The sequence below is a fragment of the Dactylosporangium sp. NPDC049525 genome, assembly GCF_040676755.1.
Classification (GTDB): domain Bacteria; phylum Actinomycetota; class Actinomycetes; order Mycobacteriales; family Micromonosporaceae; genus Dactylosporangium.
This window is the reverse complement of sequence record NZ_JBFAPO010000100.1, coordinates 1-15,501: the sequence shown is the minus strand read 5'-3', so window position 1 is coordinate 15,501 and position 15,501 is coordinate 1. Positions and strand designations below refer to the sequence as shown.

Sequence of the window (15,501 nt, the reverse complement as noted above, 5' to 3'; positions counted from 1 at the left end):
TCGCGACAAGCAGAAGGATCCTTCGGCTTGTCGGAGAACCGGTCAGGTCTCGCAGGCGACGCCGTCGCCGTCGCGGTCGAGGCCCTTGCGGTAGCCGGGCTCGCCGCGGTACAGCGGTGCCGCGCCGGCCCGCTTCGCCTCCGCGCAGCTCGCGTAGTACACGCTCGCGGGCTCGTCGTCGGTCGCCTCGGTCGTGGCCCCGGCCATCGTGGGCACCGGCGGGACCGCGATGGACGGCACCGTCACGGCGGGCGGTGACACGGACGGCGAAAGCGAGGGCGAAGGCGACGGGGACGGCGACGAGGACGCAGTGGGCGACGGCGATGCGGACGAGGCCCCGACCAGCGGCTCCCCGGAGACCTTCTCAGCGGACCCGCATCCCGCCAGTGCAAGCAGGACAACCACAGCGGCAACGACCCGGCGACGGCTCATGACCGTGATCTTCCGCCGGAAGCCGTCGCCTGGAATCCGCCGATCGCTCCGGGAAAGATCACGTAAGGTCAGGACCGCGCTACGTTCGGTCAGTCATTCCGCATTCGTCCACCGGACCGGGAAGACGCCTACTCGCGCCTCGTGGACGGGGTCGCCGGCGCCGACGTGGTCCGGGTGTTTCGTGCAGCGGACCGAGATGTCCCCGGTGGCGGTCGGGGTCAGTTTCACAGCGGCGCAGGTGATCTCCATGACCCGGAACCATACTCGTACATGCGTTCGAAAATGGCTGGATCATGAAATTGACCTGCGGAAACGTCCGCTACGTGCCCGGGAGTCCCGTTCCTAGCCGGGCGGCCTTGTCGTGCAGGTACCGCCGCAGCGGCACGCTACCCGTCAATCCCGCCGCGGTCGTGTACGCCTCGCGGGCCGCCGGCATCGCGCCCGACATTTCCAGCAGGTGGCCGCGCACGGCGTGGAAGCGGTGGTCGCCGTCGAGGGAGGTCAGCGCCGACAGCAGCGCCAGGCCGGCCGCCGGGCCGGTGGCCATCGTGACCGCGACCGCGTGGTTGAGCGCGACCATCGGATTGTCGGTGAGGGTCAGGAGCAGTTCGTACAGGGCGACGATCTGCGGCCAGTCGGTCGCGTCGGCCGACGGGGCCTCGTCGTGCAGGGCCGCGATCGCCGCCTGCAGCTGATACGGGCCGACCGGGCCGCGGGGCAGTGCCGCCGTGACGAGGGCGACGCCCTCGGCGATGAGGTCGGCGTTCCACAGGGTGCGGTCCTGGGCGTCCATCGGGACGGGGGTGCCGTCCGGCGCCGTGCGGGCGGCCCGGCGCGCGTCGGTGAGCAGCATCAGCGCGAGCAGCCCGGCGACCTCGCTGTCCGCGGGCAGTAGCCGGTGCACGAGGCGGGTCAGCCGGATCGCCTCCGCCGCCAGGTCGGGCCGGTGCAGGTCGGGTCCGGCGGTGGCGGCGTACCCCTCGTTGAACATCAGGTAGAGCACGTGCAGCACGGCGGCGGAGTACGCGGCGGGCAGCGCGAACGGCACCCCGCTGCTCTTGATCCGCTGCTTCGCACGGCTGATGCGGCGGGCCATCGTCGCCTCCGGTACCAGGAACGCCCTGGCCACCTCGGCGGTGCTGAGTCCTCCGACGGCCCGCAACGTCAGCGCGATCTGGTCGGGCGGGGTCAGCGACGAGTGGCAGCACATCGCCAGGAGCACGAGGCTGTCGTCCTGCCCGGAAGAGCCTGGAAAGCCGGAAGAGCCTGGAAAGCCGGGAGAGCCTGGAAAGCTGGCCGGCGGAGGAGGTACCCACGCCGCCTCGCGACGCAGCCGGGCCGACTCGCTGCGCAGCAGGTCCGTCAGCCGCCGCGACGCGACGGTGATGAGCCAGCCGCGGGGCGAGTCGGGGATCGCGTCGCGCCACTGCGCGGCGGCCGCGATGAGGGCCTCCTGGACGGCGTCCTCGGCGTGGTCGAAGTGCCCGTAGCGGCGCACGAGCGCACCGAGGACCTGCGGCGCCAGCGTGCGCAGCAGGTCCTCCAGCCGCGGGTCAGAGCCCGAGCTCACCGGCGTGCTCGACGATGGGTCGCACGTCCGCGTACGCGGTCTTCGCGACCTCCGGCGGCCCGGGGCACTCGCCGAGGCGGGCGGCGATCTCGGTGGCCCGGTCGAAGCCGTCGACGTCGACGATCCAGTAGCCGGCGAGGACCTCCTGCGTCTCCGCGTACGGCCCGTCGGTGATCAGCGCGGGCGCGCCGCCGATGCGGCGGGTGTGCACCGGCGCGCCGAGCGCCCGGGTCTCGACCAGCTCGCCGGACGCCTCGAGCTCCTGGTTGAACTTCTCCATGAACGCGGCCATGGCGGCGAAGTCCTCACCGGTCCACACCGGGGCGTCGCCGGGCTTGCCGGCCATCTCGTCGTAGTCCCGCTGCGACGCGTACGTCAGGATCATGTACTTCACGGTTGCTCCTCTCGAACGGCACCGTCCATCGGTGACGCCGGAGACGTCGGAGCGGATGTGCCGTCCCGGACAGCATCGCCGAGAAAGTTCATGACCGTCCCGCGGAACTCCTCCGGCGCGGTGCTGTGGACGCGGTGCCCGACCGGCACGGTGACCAGGTCGCACCGCGGGATGAGGGCGGCCACCTCGGCCAGCCGCGCCGGCGCGATGTGGCTGGCGGGTCCGCCGGACAGCAGCAGCGTCGGCGCCGTGATCGCCGGCAGCGCGTCCCACCAGCCCGGCTGCGCCTGCCGCAGCTGCGCGATCGCGGAGGTGAGGGCGAGCCGGTCGTACCGCCGGCGCGGGTCGGCCGTGCCGATCGACAGCAGCAACAGCCGGCCCAGCGACACTTTCCCCGCGCTGCCGTGCCGCGGCGGCGCCGGCGGGTCCTCCAGCACGAGCCGGGTGACGCGCTCCGGCTGCTCCTGCGCGACCAGCGTGGCGGCGAACCCGCCGAGCGAGTGCCCGACGAGCGTCACCCGCTCCAACCGGAGCCGGTCGAGCAGCGCGATGACATCTTGGCGGTGGTCTTCCAAGGTGTACGACCGGGAGCGCGGGCTGTTGCCGTGCCCACGCAGGTCGGGCAGCACGACCCGGTGCCCGGCAGCGAGCAGCGCCGGCGTGAACAGGTCCCAGGTCGCTCCGCGGCTGCCCCCGCCGTGCAGCAGGACGACGGCGGGCGCGTCCGGCGGTCCGTCGACGCGGTGGTGGAGGTCCATCTACGCGCCGAGCTGGTCGGCGAAGTCGTGCAGGACGCTGACGAGCTGGGTCATCGGGATCGGCCGGCGGCTGACCTCGGTGAGATCCTTGCCCTCGGCGGTGAACAGCGGCGGCAACGTGCTCAGCCCGGCGTCGAACGGCACCTCGGCGACCTCGTCCTGCCAGCCGGGCCAGCGCCAGCTCAGGTAGAACTGGTCGACCGCGCCGCTGAGCATGCCGTAGAGCCAGTCGGTGTACCCGAGGCCGAGGTCCTCCCAGCGCAGCGTGTCGGGCGCGAAGTAGTGGATCGACGGCGTCGGGCCGTCGCCCTGCCGCCACACGAACTCGCCGCCCAGCACGTCCTGCGCGACGACCAGCCCCGCGCCTTCGAACCCGGCGTTGACCGTGTGGATGTCCGGCAGCCGGCGCTCCGGATCCCCCGAGCCGAGGATCCGCAGCCAGCCGTCGTCGACGACGAGCCCGCCGGACAGGTAGACCAGGGACCCGAGCCACGATTTCGTGGTGACCTGGAGCCGTTGCAGGCAGGAGGCCGCCCGTTCGGGATCGGTCGGCAGAATCTCCACCGCGAGCGGTGACCCGCTGACCGCCGCCTCGACCTCGGCCCACGCCGACCAGTCGTCGGAGATCAGCTCGGCGAGCGAGCGCATGCCGCAACTGTACGACCGCCCCGCCGCACAGACACGAACGGCGGATTTCTCCGGTGAATGACGGTCACTCACGTTCTCGCTCTGTCTGCGGGCGGATACTCAGAGTCACTATGTCGAACATGACTCGTCGCTGGTTGATCACCGGATGCTCCACCGGTCTCGGCCGTGCGCTCGCTGAGGCGGTCGCCGCGTCCGGACAGCAGGTCCTCGCCACCGCCCGCCGGCCCGAGACCCTTGAGGATCTCCGCGACGCGTACCCGAAGGCCCTCGCCACCTGCGCGCTCGACGTGCGCGATCGGGACGACTGCCACAACGCCGTGCACGCCGCCATCGCCCGCTTCGGCGGCGTCGACGTCCTGGTCAACAACGCCGGCTACGGCCACTTCGGCGCCGTCGAGGAGGTCACCGACGCCGAGCTCGAGGCCCAGTTCGCCACGAACCTCTTCGCGCCATGGCGGCTGACCCGCATGGTGCTGCCCCACATGCGGGCCCAGGGCCACGGCGACGTCATCATGGTCTCCTCGACGGCCGGCCGCCTCGCGTACCCGGGGCTCGGCGCCTATACCGCCGCCAAGTACGCCCTGGAAGGCATGGTCGACGCGCTGTCCCTGGAGCTCATCGGCACCGGCGTGCACGTCGTCGCCGTCGAGCCCGGCTTCTTCGCCACCGAGTGGGGCACCACGCTGACCGAGTCGAGCCATCTCGACACGTACCGTGACGTCACCGCCCCCATGCTGGCCGGCTCCCGGGCGATGAAACAGCTCCCGATCGCCAACCCGCCGTCGCTGTTCGCCAGCGAGGTGCTGCGCCTCATCGCCTCCGACGAACGCCCCACCCGCCTGCCGATCGGCGCCGACGCCTGGCAGGCGCTGCTGGACGCCGCCCAGCGCGAACACACCGCCCTGCTCAACGCCCGCCCCGTAGCGGTCTCCTGACGCTGCACCACTCCGCTCGATCGGGCCCCGATCAGACCTGGTTCAGACCTGGTTCAGACCTGGTTCTGGCCGCCGTCGACCATCAGCTCCGAGCCGGTGACGAAACTGCTCTGCGGCGAGGCCAGGAACAGGACCGCGTCGGCGATCTCGTCCGGGCGACCCATCCGGCCCAGCGGCACGGTGCCGGCCAGGAAGTCCTTCAGGGCATCGGCCTGGTCGGCGGCCGGGGCCAGGCCGGTCAGCCCGGGGGTGTCCACCGGCCCCGGGGAGATCGCGTTGACCCGGACGCGGCGATCCTTCAGCTCGTTGGCCCAGGTGCGGGCGAAGGAGCGGATGGCCGCCTTCGAGGCCGCGTAGACGCCGAACGCGGCGCCGCCGGTCGAGGCCGCCGTGGACGACGTCAGGATGACCGAGGCACCCTCGTTGAGCAGGGGGACGGACTTCTGCACGGTGAAGAGCGTGCCGCGGACGTTGATGCCGAAGGTCTGGTCGAAGTGCTCCTCGGTGACCTGCTCCAGGGTGGCGAACTCGCCACCGCCGGCGTTGGCGAACAGGACGTCGATGCCCTTGCCGTGCTGGCGGACCGCGGCGTACAGGCGGTCCAGGTCGTCCAGGTCGGAGACGTCAGTCTGGACCGGGATCGCCTTCGGCCCGACGTGAGCCGCGGCGGCGTCCAGTTCCGGCTTGCGGCGGCCGGCGATGAAGACGGTGGCACCCTCATCCGCGAGCCGCCGCGCCGCGGCCAGCCCGATCCCGGTCGTGCCGCCCGTGACGACGGCGGTCTTGCCTGCCAGTTGTGCCATTGGAGCCCTCCTTAGTTCCGTACCGATCGGTACTGAATCCGAACGTAGCACGCCCACCGCGACTTGTGTACCGATCGGTACTATTGAGGTCGTGAACACATCTGCGGTCGGCCGGCCGCGCGGCTTCGACGCGGACCGGGCGCTCGAACAGGCCCTCGCCGTCTTCTGGCGCCAGGGCTACGAGGGCGCCTCGCTCAGCGACCTCACCGCCGCCATGGGCATCAACAAGACCAGCATGTACGCGGCCTTCGGCAACAAGCGCGAGCTGTTCGACAAGGCACTCGCCCGCTATGCCCGGGTGGAGATGGCCTATGCCCGCGAGGCACTGGCCGAGCCGACCGCCCGCCGGGTCGCGGAGACCTTCCTGCGCGAGAACGTCAAGGCGGTCACCACCCCCGGCAGACCGGCCGGCTGCTTCTCGATCCAGGGCGGCCTGTCCTGCGGCCCAGACAACATCGACGTCTGCGAGACCCTCGCGGCCTCCCGCAAGGGCGGCGAACTGGCGATGACGGAGCGGTTCCGCCGCGCGGTCCGGGAGGGTGACCTGGCCGCCGATGAGGACCCCGACCAGCTCGCACGGTACGTCATGACGGTGTCGGAGGGTCTCGCCGTGCACGCATCAGCCGGCGCCACCCGGGAGGAACTGGCCGAGGTCGCCGAACTGGCCCTACGCGCCTTCCCACACTGACACCAAGAAGCATCCGCGCAGGACGAACCTGGAGCGGACGATGAGCACGGGCCTATGAGAGTCGTCGGCGCATGAAATGCACCGCATAGCCCCTGATCCCGTCTACTCCCTCGATCGTGCACGCCCATTCGCTAATGGCCTTGGGCGCTTGGGTGGCGTCCGTATACGACGTGCCGTTCTCGACACACCACCCCGCGGAGCCGAGGGCATTCAGTGTCAGAACGGAGTTCTCGGCTCGCGCAACCTTTGCGCCGTTCTGGTCGACGACGACGCTCACCATGGGACCGGCGGGCCTGTACCTGCTGCTCATCATTTCCGCCACCCCCGTCACCGCCGTGGTGGTCTGGATCATGTAGAGATAGCCGTATTGAAATGTCTCCACTGGCAAGCCTCCGTCCGTCACGCCCGCCATCGTGACATTCCGCGATTGCCACAGCGACCTCCGTGAGGGCGAGCCGATCGCGAGCATGGAGCGTAACCACCGACGCTTGGGCATTGACCTGAACGAAATGGCGCCGAGTGCGACCTGGATCGCCCACATGGGGCTGACCGTTAGGGCAACCGCTTCGATGACGCGCCTCGGACCATGCCAGGCAAGTTGAGTGCCCAGCCGTTGATCATGCGAGCGGAGGAACGCGACGCCGGCAGGATCGAGAGCCGCACCTCAAGGTAGGCGAGAGGAACCCGAGGTAGAGCGCGCGGGGTGTTCCGACGACTGGGGCGAGTTACCGAATGGCGTGTGGCGGGTTCAATGAGTTCAAGAGGCCGATCACGCTCGATGATCTCAACCGGCAGATTTCAACGGTGACGAAGGTGTACGAGGACCTCACGAAGCGGGTGCCCGGATCTCTCTACTTCCCCTTCATCTTCTACCGCGAGGCCGAGCTGAGAGCCCAGCAGGGTTACCTTGCCAAGTTTCCCGCAGCGCTTGTGGCGGCGATACCCGAACTTCAGGGCGCCGTTCCGGCGAGCGCTGACGTCAAGGGGACCGTTACCGCATCGAAGGTCAGGCGCGCGGTCGGCATGCCGCGGACGAAAGACCCCGAGCAAGCGCGAGCTGTCGAGCGGTGGGCTGTGGAGCGGGCGAAACAGCACTACCACTCTGCAGGCGCCACAAAGATCATCGAGCTTGGGAAGCCGTATGACCTCGTTGTGCATGGCCTCGGCCCAGAGCGGCACGTTGAGGTCAAAGGGAGCTCGGTGCAGGTTTCCGCCGTCGAGCTCACGGTCAACGAGGTTGCCCACGCTCGAAACTTCTCGCCGACCGACCTGATCGTGGTCGACCAGATTGAGTGCCGTCGCAAGCCTGGTGGTGGCTACGCCACAAGTGGCGGAGTCATGAGGGTTTACGCGTCATGGTCGCCGGCTGACGAGGACCTGTCGACAACGAAGTTCCGGTACGACCTGCCACAGTGAGGTTGCGCCGCCTTAGCGGCCGGCCGGGTGAACCTGAGCATGAAACGCGCTGGTTTGGCCGAAGCTCATCCTCGATATGTGCGAGTTCAGCGGTTTTATGGACGAAGCGGACACGCGTTGTTCAGTGGCGCACTTTGTTCGGCATGGACACAGGTAGGTGTCTGTGACCCCGGACGTCGAGTGCTGGCACGCCACTGGCCCGAGGGCTTACGCCACGATCGGGAAGGATGAGCTGGAATGGCTCTGAACTGCAAGAAGAGCTAAGAGCGGGCGATGAGAATCGAACTCACACCGTCAGTTTGGAAGACTGAAGCTCTGCCATTGAGCTACGCCCGCGTGGTCCCGGCGGTCCCGGGTGCCCCTCCAAGCGTACCGAATCCTGTCCCGAAGGGGAGACGGCGGGTCCATGCAGTGCGACACCGCCATACCGAGCGGCGGGCTGTCGGACCCAACGCATACACTTGCCGACGCACAGCACCGGGGTGTAGCGCAGTTTGGTAGCGCACTCGCTTTGGGAGCGAGGGGCCGTGGGTTCAAATCCCGCCACCCCGACCGGGACATACCAGGCAGCCGCCAGTCCACCCAGCCGTTGGAGCGGCTGACCGCGACCCATGAGGAGAAGTTCTGTGAAGAGCACCGTCGAGACCCTGAGCCCGACGCGCGTGCGGCTCGAAATCGAGGTGCCGTTCGCCGAGCTGGAGCCCAGTTTGAAGAAGGCCTACCGGGAGATCGGCTCGCAGGTCGTGATTCCGGGTTTCCGCCGCGGCAAGGTGCCGACCGCCGTGATCGACCAGCGGGTCGGTCGGGGTGCGGTGCTCAACGAGGCGGTGCAGGAGGTCATTCCGACGCAGATCCTGGCCGCGGTCCGTGAGCACGAGGTGAAGACGCTGGGCCGGCCCGAGGTGGAGATCACCGAGTTCGCCGACGGGCAGCCGTTGAAGTTCACCGCCGAGGTGGACGTGCGGCCGGAGATCGCGCTGCCGGACCTGAGCGCGATCCAGGTGACGGTCGATGCGCTCGTGATCAGCGAGGACGACGTCGACGAGCAGCTCAAGGGGCTGCGGGACCGGTTCGCGACGCTGAAGACGGTGGAGCGGTCGGCGTTGGTCGGCGACTTCGTGCAGATCGATCTGGTCGCGACCGTGGACGGCGAAGAGGTGCCGGGCGGCAGCGCCAACAACATCTCCCACGAGGTCGGCAGCGGTCAGCTGGTGCCGGGTCTGGACGACGTGCTGGTCGGCATGTCGGCCGGTGACTCGACGACGTTCACCACGCAGCTGGTCGGTGGGGACTTCGAGGGGCGCGACGCCGAGGTGTCGGTGTCGGTCAAGTCGGTCAAGGACAAGCAGCTGCCGCCGGTCGACGACGAGTTCGCGCAGCTGGCGAGCGAGTTCGACACTCTCGACGAGCTGAAGGACGACCTGCGGACCCGGCTCAGCCGGGTGAAGCGCATGGAGCAGCTCTACTCGGCCCGTGACCTGGCCCTGAAGGCCGTCATCGAGGCCACCGAGGTCCCCGCGCCGGAGGGCGTGGTCAAGGACGAGGTGGAGTCGCGCAAGGAGTCGATGAACGATCAGCTGCAGCGCATCGGCGCGTCGTTCGAGGACTACCTGTCCACGGAGGGCAAGACCGAGGAAGAGATGGACGCCGAGCTCAACGAGGCGGCCGTCGAGGGCGTGAAGGTGCAGCTGGTGCTCGACACCCTGGCCGACGCCGAGGACATCCAGGTCAGCGACGACGAGTTCGGGCACGAGATCGTGCACCGGGCGCAGCGCGCCGGGGTCGGCCCGCAGCAGTATTACGACCAGCTGGTCCAGGCCGGTGTCGCCGGTGCGGTCTTCGGTGACGTGCGGCGGGGCAAGGCGCTGGGTCTGGTGCTCGAGCGGGTGAAGATCGTCGACTCCGAGGGCAACGCGCTGTCGCTGGACGACCTGCGCGGCCCGGCGGACGAGCACGAGGGCCACGACCACGGTGACCACGAGGGTCACAACCACTGACCTGAGCGACCGGGCCCGTAGAACGCAGCGGGCCCGGTCGACCACGGTGCGCTCATAGCGAAATGCGGTGAGCATGGGAAGCTCCCGCTCCCCGCACCGGTTAGGGTCGGCAAGTACAAGACTCTTGCGAAGGGCTGCCATGACCGACCTGCATATTCCAGCGTCGCCAGTCAGTCCCGCGCCCTCCGGGCGCGGTCGTGGCGCGGACTCGAGCCTGACGCTCGACGACTCGGTGTTCAACCGGCTGCTCAAGGAACGCATCATCTTCCTTGGTAGCGAGGTCAACGATCAGGTCGCCAACCGGATCTGTGCCCAGATGCTCCTCCTCGCCGCTGAGGACGAGGAGCGCGACATCTGGCTCTACATCAACTCGCCCGGTGGCTCCGTCTACTCGGGCATGGCGATCTACGACATCATGCAGTTCGTCACCAACGACGTGGCGACGGTTGCGATGGGCATGGCGGCGTCGATGGGCCAGCTCCTGCTGTGCGCCGGCGCGCCGGGCAAGCGTATGGCGCTGCCGCACGCGCGGATCATGATGCACCAGCCCTCGGGCGGCATCGGCGGCACGGCCTCGGACATTGCGATCCAGGCCGAGCAGATGCTCTACACCAAGCGGATGTTCCAGGAGCGGGTCTCGTTCCACACGGGGCAGAGCCTGGAGCAGATCGAGTCCGACTCCGACCGTGACCGCTGGTTCACCGCCGAAGAGGCGCGCGACTACGGCTTCATCGACAAGGTGATCACCGGGGCCCAGCAGGCTCCGGAAGGCGCCGGAACCCTGGCTTGAGGAGCGAAGCGATGACCGATCTGAGCCTGTCCCCGGCGTTGCGCGAGGTGCACAACCGCTACATCCTCCCGTCCTACGTGGAGCGCACGTCGTATGGGATCAAGGAAACCAACCCGTACAACAAGCTGTTCGAGGACCGGATCATCTTCCTCGGCGTGCAGATCGACGACGCGTCGGCCAACGACGTGATGGCGCAGCTGCTGACGCTGGAGAGCAACGAGCCGGACCGCGACATCATCATGTACATCAACTCGCCCGGTGGCTCGTTCACGGCCATGACGGCGATCTACGACACGATGCTGTATGTGCGGCCCGACATCCAGACGGTCTGCCTCGGCCAGGCGGCGAGCGCCGCCGCGGTGCTCCTTGCCGCCGGCACGCCGGGCAAGCGTCTGGCGCTGCCCAACTCGCGGATCATCATCCACCAGCCGGCCACCGAGGGCGGCTATGGACAGGGATCCGACATCGAGATCCAGGCCCGCGAGATCATGCGGATGCGCACGAATCTCGAGGAGATGGTCTCCCGGCACACCGGGCAGGCGATCGAGAAGGTGCGCAAGGACATCGACCGGGACAAGATCCTGACGGCCGAAGAGGCCAAGGAATACGGCCTGGTCGACAACATCCTCGTCAGCCGCAAGAAGTCGGCGCTGGTCGCCTCCGGGGCGTAGTACGCCAAGGTCCATGATCGGCCCGCCTCACCTCACGGTCTGGCGGGCCGATGTGGCCCTCCGGAAAGACACCACCGCTCAGGGGGTCGGAATACGGCCGACCACCAGGTAACGTCGAGGCAGCACCAAGCAACACGCACGAGGCAAGACGCAAGCAGCAGCGGACACCAGACACGGGGCCGACGGGCGACGCGAGCGCCGCACCGGAAGTTCACGACAGCACGATGCGATCCGGGCAGTCAGTCCGGCTGAAGGCAGGGAGATCGTAGGTGGCACGGATCGGCGACGGCGGCGACCTACTGAAATGCTCCTTCTGCGGCAAGTCGCAGAAGCAGGTGAAGAAGCTGATCGCGGGACCTGGCGTCTACATCTGCGACGAGTGCATCGACCTCTGCAACGAGATCATCGAGGAAGAGCTCGCCGAGTCCGGTGACGTCAAGTTCGACGAGCTGCCCAAGCCGATGGAGATCTGCGCCTTCCTGGACCAGTACGTGGTGGGTCAGGACCAGGCGAAGAAAGCCCTCGCGGTGGCGGTCTACAACCACTACAAGCGCGTGCAGGCAGAGTCCGGCAGCAGCTCGGGCAGCGACGGCGTGGAGCTGGCGAAGTCCAACATCCTGCTGATCGGCCCGACCGGCTGCGGCAAGACACACCTGGCGCAGACCCTGGCCCGGATGCTCAACGTGCCGTTCGCGATCGCGGACGCCACGGCGCTGACCGAGGCCGGCTATGTCGGCGAGGACGTCGAGAACATCCTGCTGAAGCTGATCCAGGCCGCGGACTACGACATCCGCCGCGCCGAGACCGGCATCGTCTACATCGACGAGGTCGACAAGATCGCCCGCAAGTCGGAGAACCCGAGCATCACCCGGGACGTGTCCGGCGAGGGCGTGCAGCAGGCGCTCCTGAAGATCATCGAAGGCACGGTCGCCAACGTGCCGCCGCAGGGCGGCCGTAAGCACCCGCACCAGGAGTTCATCCAGATCGACACGTCCAACGTGTTGTTCATCTGCGGTGGCGCGTTCGCGGGGCTCGACCGGATCGTCCAGGCCCGGGTGGGCAAGGGCGGCACCGGCTTCGGCGCCAACCTGCGCTCGATCACCGACCGCACCATGGACGACAGCTTCGGCGACGTGATGCCGGAGGACATGCTGAAGTTCGGGCTCATCCCCGAGTTCATCGGCCGTCTCCCCGTCATCACCAGCGTGAAGAGCCTCGACCGGGACGCGCTGGTCAAGATCCTCACGGAGCCGCGCAACGCGCTCGTCCGGCAGTATCAGCGCCTGTTCGAGCTCGACGGCGTCGAGCTGGAGTTCAACGCCGAGGCCCTCGAGTCGATCGCCGACCAGGCGATCCTCCGCGGCACCGGCGCCCGCGGGCTGCGCGCGATCATGGAGGAGGTCCTCCTGAGCGTGATGTATGAGGTGCCCAGCAACCCGAACATCGCCCGCGTCCTGATCACCCGCGAGGTCGTCCTGGAGAAGGTCATCCCGACCATCGTCCCGCGCGATCTCGCCGCACACCGGGCCGGCCGCCGCCGCGCGGACCGCGAGGAGAAGTCGGCCTGAGCCGAAGCGATCGCTGACACGCCGTCCACCTTCCTGGGTGGGCGGCGTGTTGCGTGCCACACGGTTTCGCCATGGTACGACCAAAGCTCTGCTCAGCTTACGGAAAAGTGATTCCAGGCGAGAGTAGACGACGGAAAACGCGGTGGCGGGGCTAGCAAGCGACGCATATCGTGGCTCGCGTGTTGTCACTCGTCTTCGCTGCCACGTCCGCGCTCATCTGGGGTGCGGGTGACTTCGCCGGCGGCAAGGCGAGCCAGCGCACCAACTCGTTCGGCATCGCGCTGATCGCCGAACTGGCCGGCATCCCCCTGGTCATCGGCTGGCTGCTCGTCACCCGACCCGGCATGCCGACCGTCGCCGACCTCGCCTGGGGTGCGGCCGCGGGCGTGCTCGGCAACGCCGGACTCGTCGTCTTCTATCGCGGGCTCGCCGGCGGGGCCATGTCGGTCGTCGCACCGCTGACCGCGACGACGACGGCCGCGGTACCGCTGCTGCTCGGCCTCGTGCTCGACCGCCGCCCGTCGGCGTTGGCGCTCGGCGGTGCCGTGCTCGCCGTCGCCGCCATCACGCTCGTCAGCGCCGGGCCGACCGGCGGCGTGAAGATCTCCAAGGGCCTGGTCGCCGCGGCGCTCGCGGCCGGGGTGCTGTTCGGCGGGTACTTCACGCTGATCGCCCAGACGTCGCACGAGTCCGGGATGTGGCCGCTGCTGTCGGGGCGGGTCGTCGGGGTGATCGGGCTCCTCGTGGTGATGCGCGTCATGCGCGTGCCGCTGAAGATGGACCGCTCGTCGCTGGCCCTGGCAAGCACCGCCGGAGCGTTCGACGTCACCGCGAACGCCTTCTATCTCGTGGCTGTGCGGGGAGGGATGCTGAGCATCACCGCGCCGATCGCGTCGCTGTACCCGGTGAGCACCGTCTTCCTCGCGATGGCCGTGGATCGGGAGCGGATGCGACCGTTGCAGATCACCGGCCTCGGTCTGGCCGCCGCGGCGCTCGTGCTGACCGCCGCCTGATCGATAGGCTGGAGGCATGCGCGTAGCGGTGTGTCAGCTCAACGCCCGTGACGACCGGGCCGAGAACCTGAGGGTGGCCAGGAGCCTGCTGGAGCGGGCCGCCGACGGTGGCGCGGATCTGGCGGTGCTCCCGGAGTACGTGGACTATCTCGGCCGCGCCGACGGCGCCCCGAAACCGGAGCCGATCGACGGCGAGTTCGCGGCCTTCTTCGCCGACGCCGCGAGGGAGTTCGGGATCTGGGTGCATGCCGGCTCGTTCCACGAGACCGGACCGGATGCCGAGCACACGTTCAACACGACGCTCGTCTTCGACCGCCAGGGTGCGCTCGCCGGCACGTACCGGAAGATCCACCTGTATGACGTCGAGATCCCGGGCCGGGTCTCCTACCACGAGTCCGCGACCGTGGCACCCGGCACGCAGACCACACTGCTGCGCGTCGACGAGGCAGTGCTGGGTCTGTCGATCTGCTACGACCTGCGGTTCCCGGAGCTCTACCGGCAGCTCGCGATCGACGGCGCGACCGTGCTCGCGGTGCCGGCGGCGTTCATGCTGCACACGGGCCGCGACCACTGGGAGCCACTGCTGCGGGCCAGGGCGATCGAGAACCAGTGCTACGTGCTGGCGGCCGGTCAGGTCGGCAACCACGACCCGGACCGCACCTGCTTCGGGCGCAGCATGGTGATCGACCCGTGGGGGACCGTCGTCGCGCTGGCACCGGACGTCGTGGGCGTCACGTTCGCGGAGCTCGACTTCGCGCGGCTCGCGGAGATCCGCGCCACGCTGCCGAGCCTGGCCAACCGCCGGCTCTGAGCCCCTCCGGCCGCGGCGACGCCGTTGGCGGACGCCGCGTGGCGCCGGCGGACACGGCCTGGCGTCGACGGATGCGGCTTGGCGTCGACGGATGCCGCTTGGCGTCAGGTCACGCCGAGCGGTTGCTCAGGATGCCGAAGACGGTGATGCCCACGACGGCGGCGCCGGTGATGAGCAGCACCGTGCGCATCCGCGAAGGTCCGCGCTGTGCCAGTCGATATGCCGCGATGACCGACACCAGCGCCACGACCACGCCGACGATGAGCTGGCCCAACGGGAAGAGCAGGTCCAGCAGCGCGTCCGCGCGGGGGCTCGGCGTCATTCCGTCATCCTCCCTGTTCCGCCGGGGCGGCGCACGGCCGATTTGACGTTGGTTCGCCGTTCCCCGTACGGTTCTCCAGGTCTGAGGGGCTGGTCGGAAACGACCGGTTCGCGGATGTTTGTACCGGGTGGTGCGATAACAGACGGTGTGAGCCGGATTTGCGATCGCGGAGCCGATCGGGTAGTTTGATCCAGCCGGCAGGGAGCCGGGCGGGTGAGTGCCGAGAGGCACGAGCCAGCCGGTCCGGTCGGAATTCCGAGCAAGTCTCCACACCGGGAACGGTGCGGTAGCCGTGCGCGGGAAACGTTCCAGAAGGTCGACAAGCGGATAACGCGAGCTTGACAGGACGGAACGGACTGGTAAAGTAACAAAGCCGGCAGGGAGCCGGGCGGGCAAGCGAGCGAGACGCTCCAGTGCCGGCCGGTCCTACTGGATCTCCCGAAACAAGATCACCGGAAACGGTGTCCTTGTTATGCTCGGGAAACCGCTTGCAGTCGAATAGCCCGGAAATACGGACTTGACAACGGTAAGCGACCTGGTAAAGTAGAGAAGTTGCCCCGGATGAAGTGAGCTTCGCTAAGCGAGCTTCGGCGGTGTGTGTTGGTTGTTTGAGAACTCAACAGGGTGCTTGTTAAGCCAGTGCCAATTGATATGACCCCGTGACACGGGCCTTAGGGTTTCGTGT

Annotated in this window: 18 protein-coding genes and 2 tRNA genes; 10 read left to right on the top strand and 10 right to left on the bottom strand. The window is 68.5% G+C overall.

The window, feature by feature from the left end:
* Positions 1 to 42: 42 nt before the first annotated feature.
* The 6 genes from AB0K00_RS55330 to AB0K00_RS55305 all read right to left on the bottom strand — a co-directional run bounded on the left by AB0K00_RS55330 (position 43) and on the right by AB0K00_RS55305 (position 3,802).
* The gene (locus tag AB0K00_RS55330) at positions 43 to 246 is read right to left on the bottom strand and encodes an excalibur calcium-binding domain-containing protein (RefSeq protein ID WP_363539318.1); all 204 of its coding nucleotides are present in this window, start codon (positions 244 to 246) and stop codon (positions 43 to 45) included.
* A 279-nt stretch (positions 247 to 525) separates the two neighbouring features.
* The gene (locus AB0K00_RS55325) at positions 526 to 681 is read right to left on the bottom strand and encodes a hypothetical protein (RefSeq protein WP_363539316.1); all 156 of its coding nucleotides are present in this window, start codon (positions 679 to 681) and stop codon (positions 526 to 528) included.
* Positions 682 to 751: 70 nt separating this feature from the next.
* Positions 752 to 2,002 (bottom strand): DUF6596 domain-containing protein, encoded by a 1,251-nt coding sequence (locus AB0K00_RS55320; RefSeq protein WP_363539314.1) that lies wholly within the window; start codon positions 2,000 to 2,002, stop codon positions 752 to 754.
* Positions 1,986 to 2,387 carry a YciI family protein gene (locus AB0K00_RS55315; RefSeq protein WP_363539343.1) on the bottom strand — a complete coding sequence of 134 codons (402 nt, stop codon included), beginning with the start codon at positions 2,385 to 2,387 and terminating at the stop codon, positions 1,986 to 1,988. Before AB0K00_RS55315 ends, AB0K00_RS55320 begins: the two co-directional genes overlap by 17 nt.
* 5 nt (positions 2,388 to 2,392) lie before the next feature.
* Positions 2,393 to 3,154: an alpha/beta hydrolase gene (locus AB0K00_RS55310; RefSeq protein WP_363539312.1), complete on the bottom strand. Its 762-nt coding sequence runs from the start codon at positions 3,152 to 3,154 to the stop codon at positions 2,393 to 2,395.
* Positions 3,155 to 3,802 (bottom strand): DUF2625 family protein, encoded by a 648-nt coding sequence (locus AB0K00_RS55305; RefSeq protein ID WP_363539310.1) that lies wholly within the window; start codon positions 3,800 to 3,802, stop codon positions 3,155 to 3,157. It lies immediately after the preceding gene.
* Positions 3,803 to 3,921: 119 nt separating this feature from the next.
* On the opposite strand from AB0K00_RS55305, the gene AB0K00_RS55300 reads away from it, so the two are divergent.
* Complete coding sequence (locus AB0K00_RS55300) at positions 3,922 to 4,737, top strand: SDR family oxidoreductase (protein WP_363539308.1); 816 nt, start codon at positions 3,922 to 3,924, stop codon at positions 4,735 to 4,737.
* Between the two features lie 53 nt (positions 4,738 to 4,790).
* On the opposite strand, the gene AB0K00_RS55295 is transcribed toward AB0K00_RS55300, so the two are convergent.
* The gene (locus tag AB0K00_RS55295; protein WP_363539306.1) at positions 4,791 to 5,540 is read right to left on the bottom strand and encodes a glucose 1-dehydrogenase; all 750 of its coding nucleotides are present in this window, start codon (positions 5,538 to 5,540) and stop codon (positions 4,791 to 4,793) included.
* Positions 5,541 to 5,631: 91 nt separating this feature from the next.
* Here AB0K00_RS55295 and AB0K00_RS55290 point away from each other — a divergent pair, with 91 nt between their 5' ends.
* Entirely contained in the window at positions 5,632 to 6,228 is a 597-nt protein-coding gene (locus tag AB0K00_RS55290) for a TetR/AcrR family transcriptional regulator (RefSeq protein WP_363539304.1), read from the top strand.
* 52 nt (positions 6,229 to 6,280) lie between these two features.
* On the opposite strand, the gene AB0K00_RS55285 is transcribed toward AB0K00_RS55290, so the two are convergent.
* Complete coding sequence (locus tag AB0K00_RS55285) at positions 6,281 to 6,769, bottom strand: hypothetical protein (RefSeq protein WP_363539302.1); 489 nt, start codon at positions 6,767 to 6,769, stop codon at positions 6,281 to 6,283.
* Between the two features lie 191 nt (positions 6,770 to 6,960).
* Between AB0K00_RS55285 and AB0K00_RS55280 the strand changes: the two genes are divergently transcribed.
* Positions 6,961 to 7,644 (top strand): DUF3883 domain-containing protein, encoded by a 684-nt coding sequence (locus tag AB0K00_RS55280; protein WP_363539300.1) that lies wholly within the window; start codon positions 6,961 to 6,963, stop codon positions 7,642 to 7,644.
* 265 nt (positions 7,645 to 7,909) lie between these two features.
* On the opposite strand, the gene AB0K00_RS55275 is transcribed toward AB0K00_RS55280, so the two are convergent.
* Positions 7,910 to 7,980, bottom strand: a tRNA-Gly gene (locus AB0K00_RS55275).
* 142 nt (positions 7,981 to 8,122) lie between these two features.
* On the opposite strand from AB0K00_RS55275, the gene AB0K00_RS55270 reads away from it, so the two are divergent.
* From AB0K00_RS55270 to AB0K00_RS55240, 7 genes are all read left to right on the top strand, one after another.
* Positions 8,123 to 8,196 (top strand) — tRNA-Pro (locus AB0K00_RS55270).
* 74 nt (positions 8,197 to 8,270) lie between these two features.
* Positions 8,271 to 9,641 carry a trigger factor gene (gene tig, locus AB0K00_RS55265; protein ID WP_363539298.1) on the top strand — a complete coding sequence of 457 codons (1,371 nt, stop codon included), beginning with the start codon at positions 8,271 to 8,273 and terminating at the stop codon, positions 9,639 to 9,641.
* A 139-nt stretch (positions 9,642 to 9,780) separates the two neighbouring features.
* Positions 9,781 to 10,431 (top strand): ATP-dependent Clp protease proteolytic subunit, encoded by a 651-nt coding sequence (locus AB0K00_RS55260; RefSeq protein ID WP_327008553.1) that lies wholly within the window; start codon positions 9,781 to 9,783, stop codon positions 10,429 to 10,431.
* Between the two features lie 11 nt (positions 10,432 to 10,442).
* Positions 10,443 to 11,102 (top strand): ATP-dependent Clp protease proteolytic subunit, encoded by a 660-nt coding sequence (locus AB0K00_RS55255; RefSeq protein WP_363539296.1) that lies wholly within the window; start codon positions 10,443 to 10,445, stop codon positions 11,100 to 11,102.
* Between the two features lie 269 nt (positions 11,103 to 11,371).
* Entirely contained in the window at positions 11,372 to 12,670 is a 1,299-nt protein-coding gene (gene clpX / locus AB0K00_RS55250) for an ATP-dependent Clp protease ATP-binding subunit ClpX (protein ID WP_363539294.1), read from the top strand.
* Positions 12,671 to 12,849: 179 nt separating this feature from the next.
* On the top strand, positions 12,850 to 13,683 hold the full coding sequence (locus AB0K00_RS55245; RefSeq protein ID WP_363539292.1) for an EamA family transporter: 834 nt from the start codon (positions 12,850 to 12,852) through the stop codon (positions 13,681 to 13,683).
* A gap of 16 nt (positions 13,684 to 13,699) precedes the next feature.
* Positions 13,700 to 14,494 carry a carbon-nitrogen hydrolase family protein gene (locus AB0K00_RS55240; RefSeq protein WP_363539290.1) on the top strand — a complete coding sequence of 265 codons (795 nt, stop codon included), beginning with the start codon at positions 13,700 to 13,702 and terminating at the stop codon, positions 14,492 to 14,494.
* 109 nt (positions 14,495 to 14,603) lie between these two features.
* Here AB0K00_RS55240 and AB0K00_RS55235 read toward each other — a convergent pair whose 3' ends face one another.
* A complete protein-coding gene (locus AB0K00_RS55235; protein WP_363539288.1) occupies positions 14,604 to 14,816 on the bottom strand; it encodes a hypothetical protein in 213 nt (70 codons plus the stop codon).
* Positions 14,817 to 15,501: the final 685 nt, after the last annotated feature.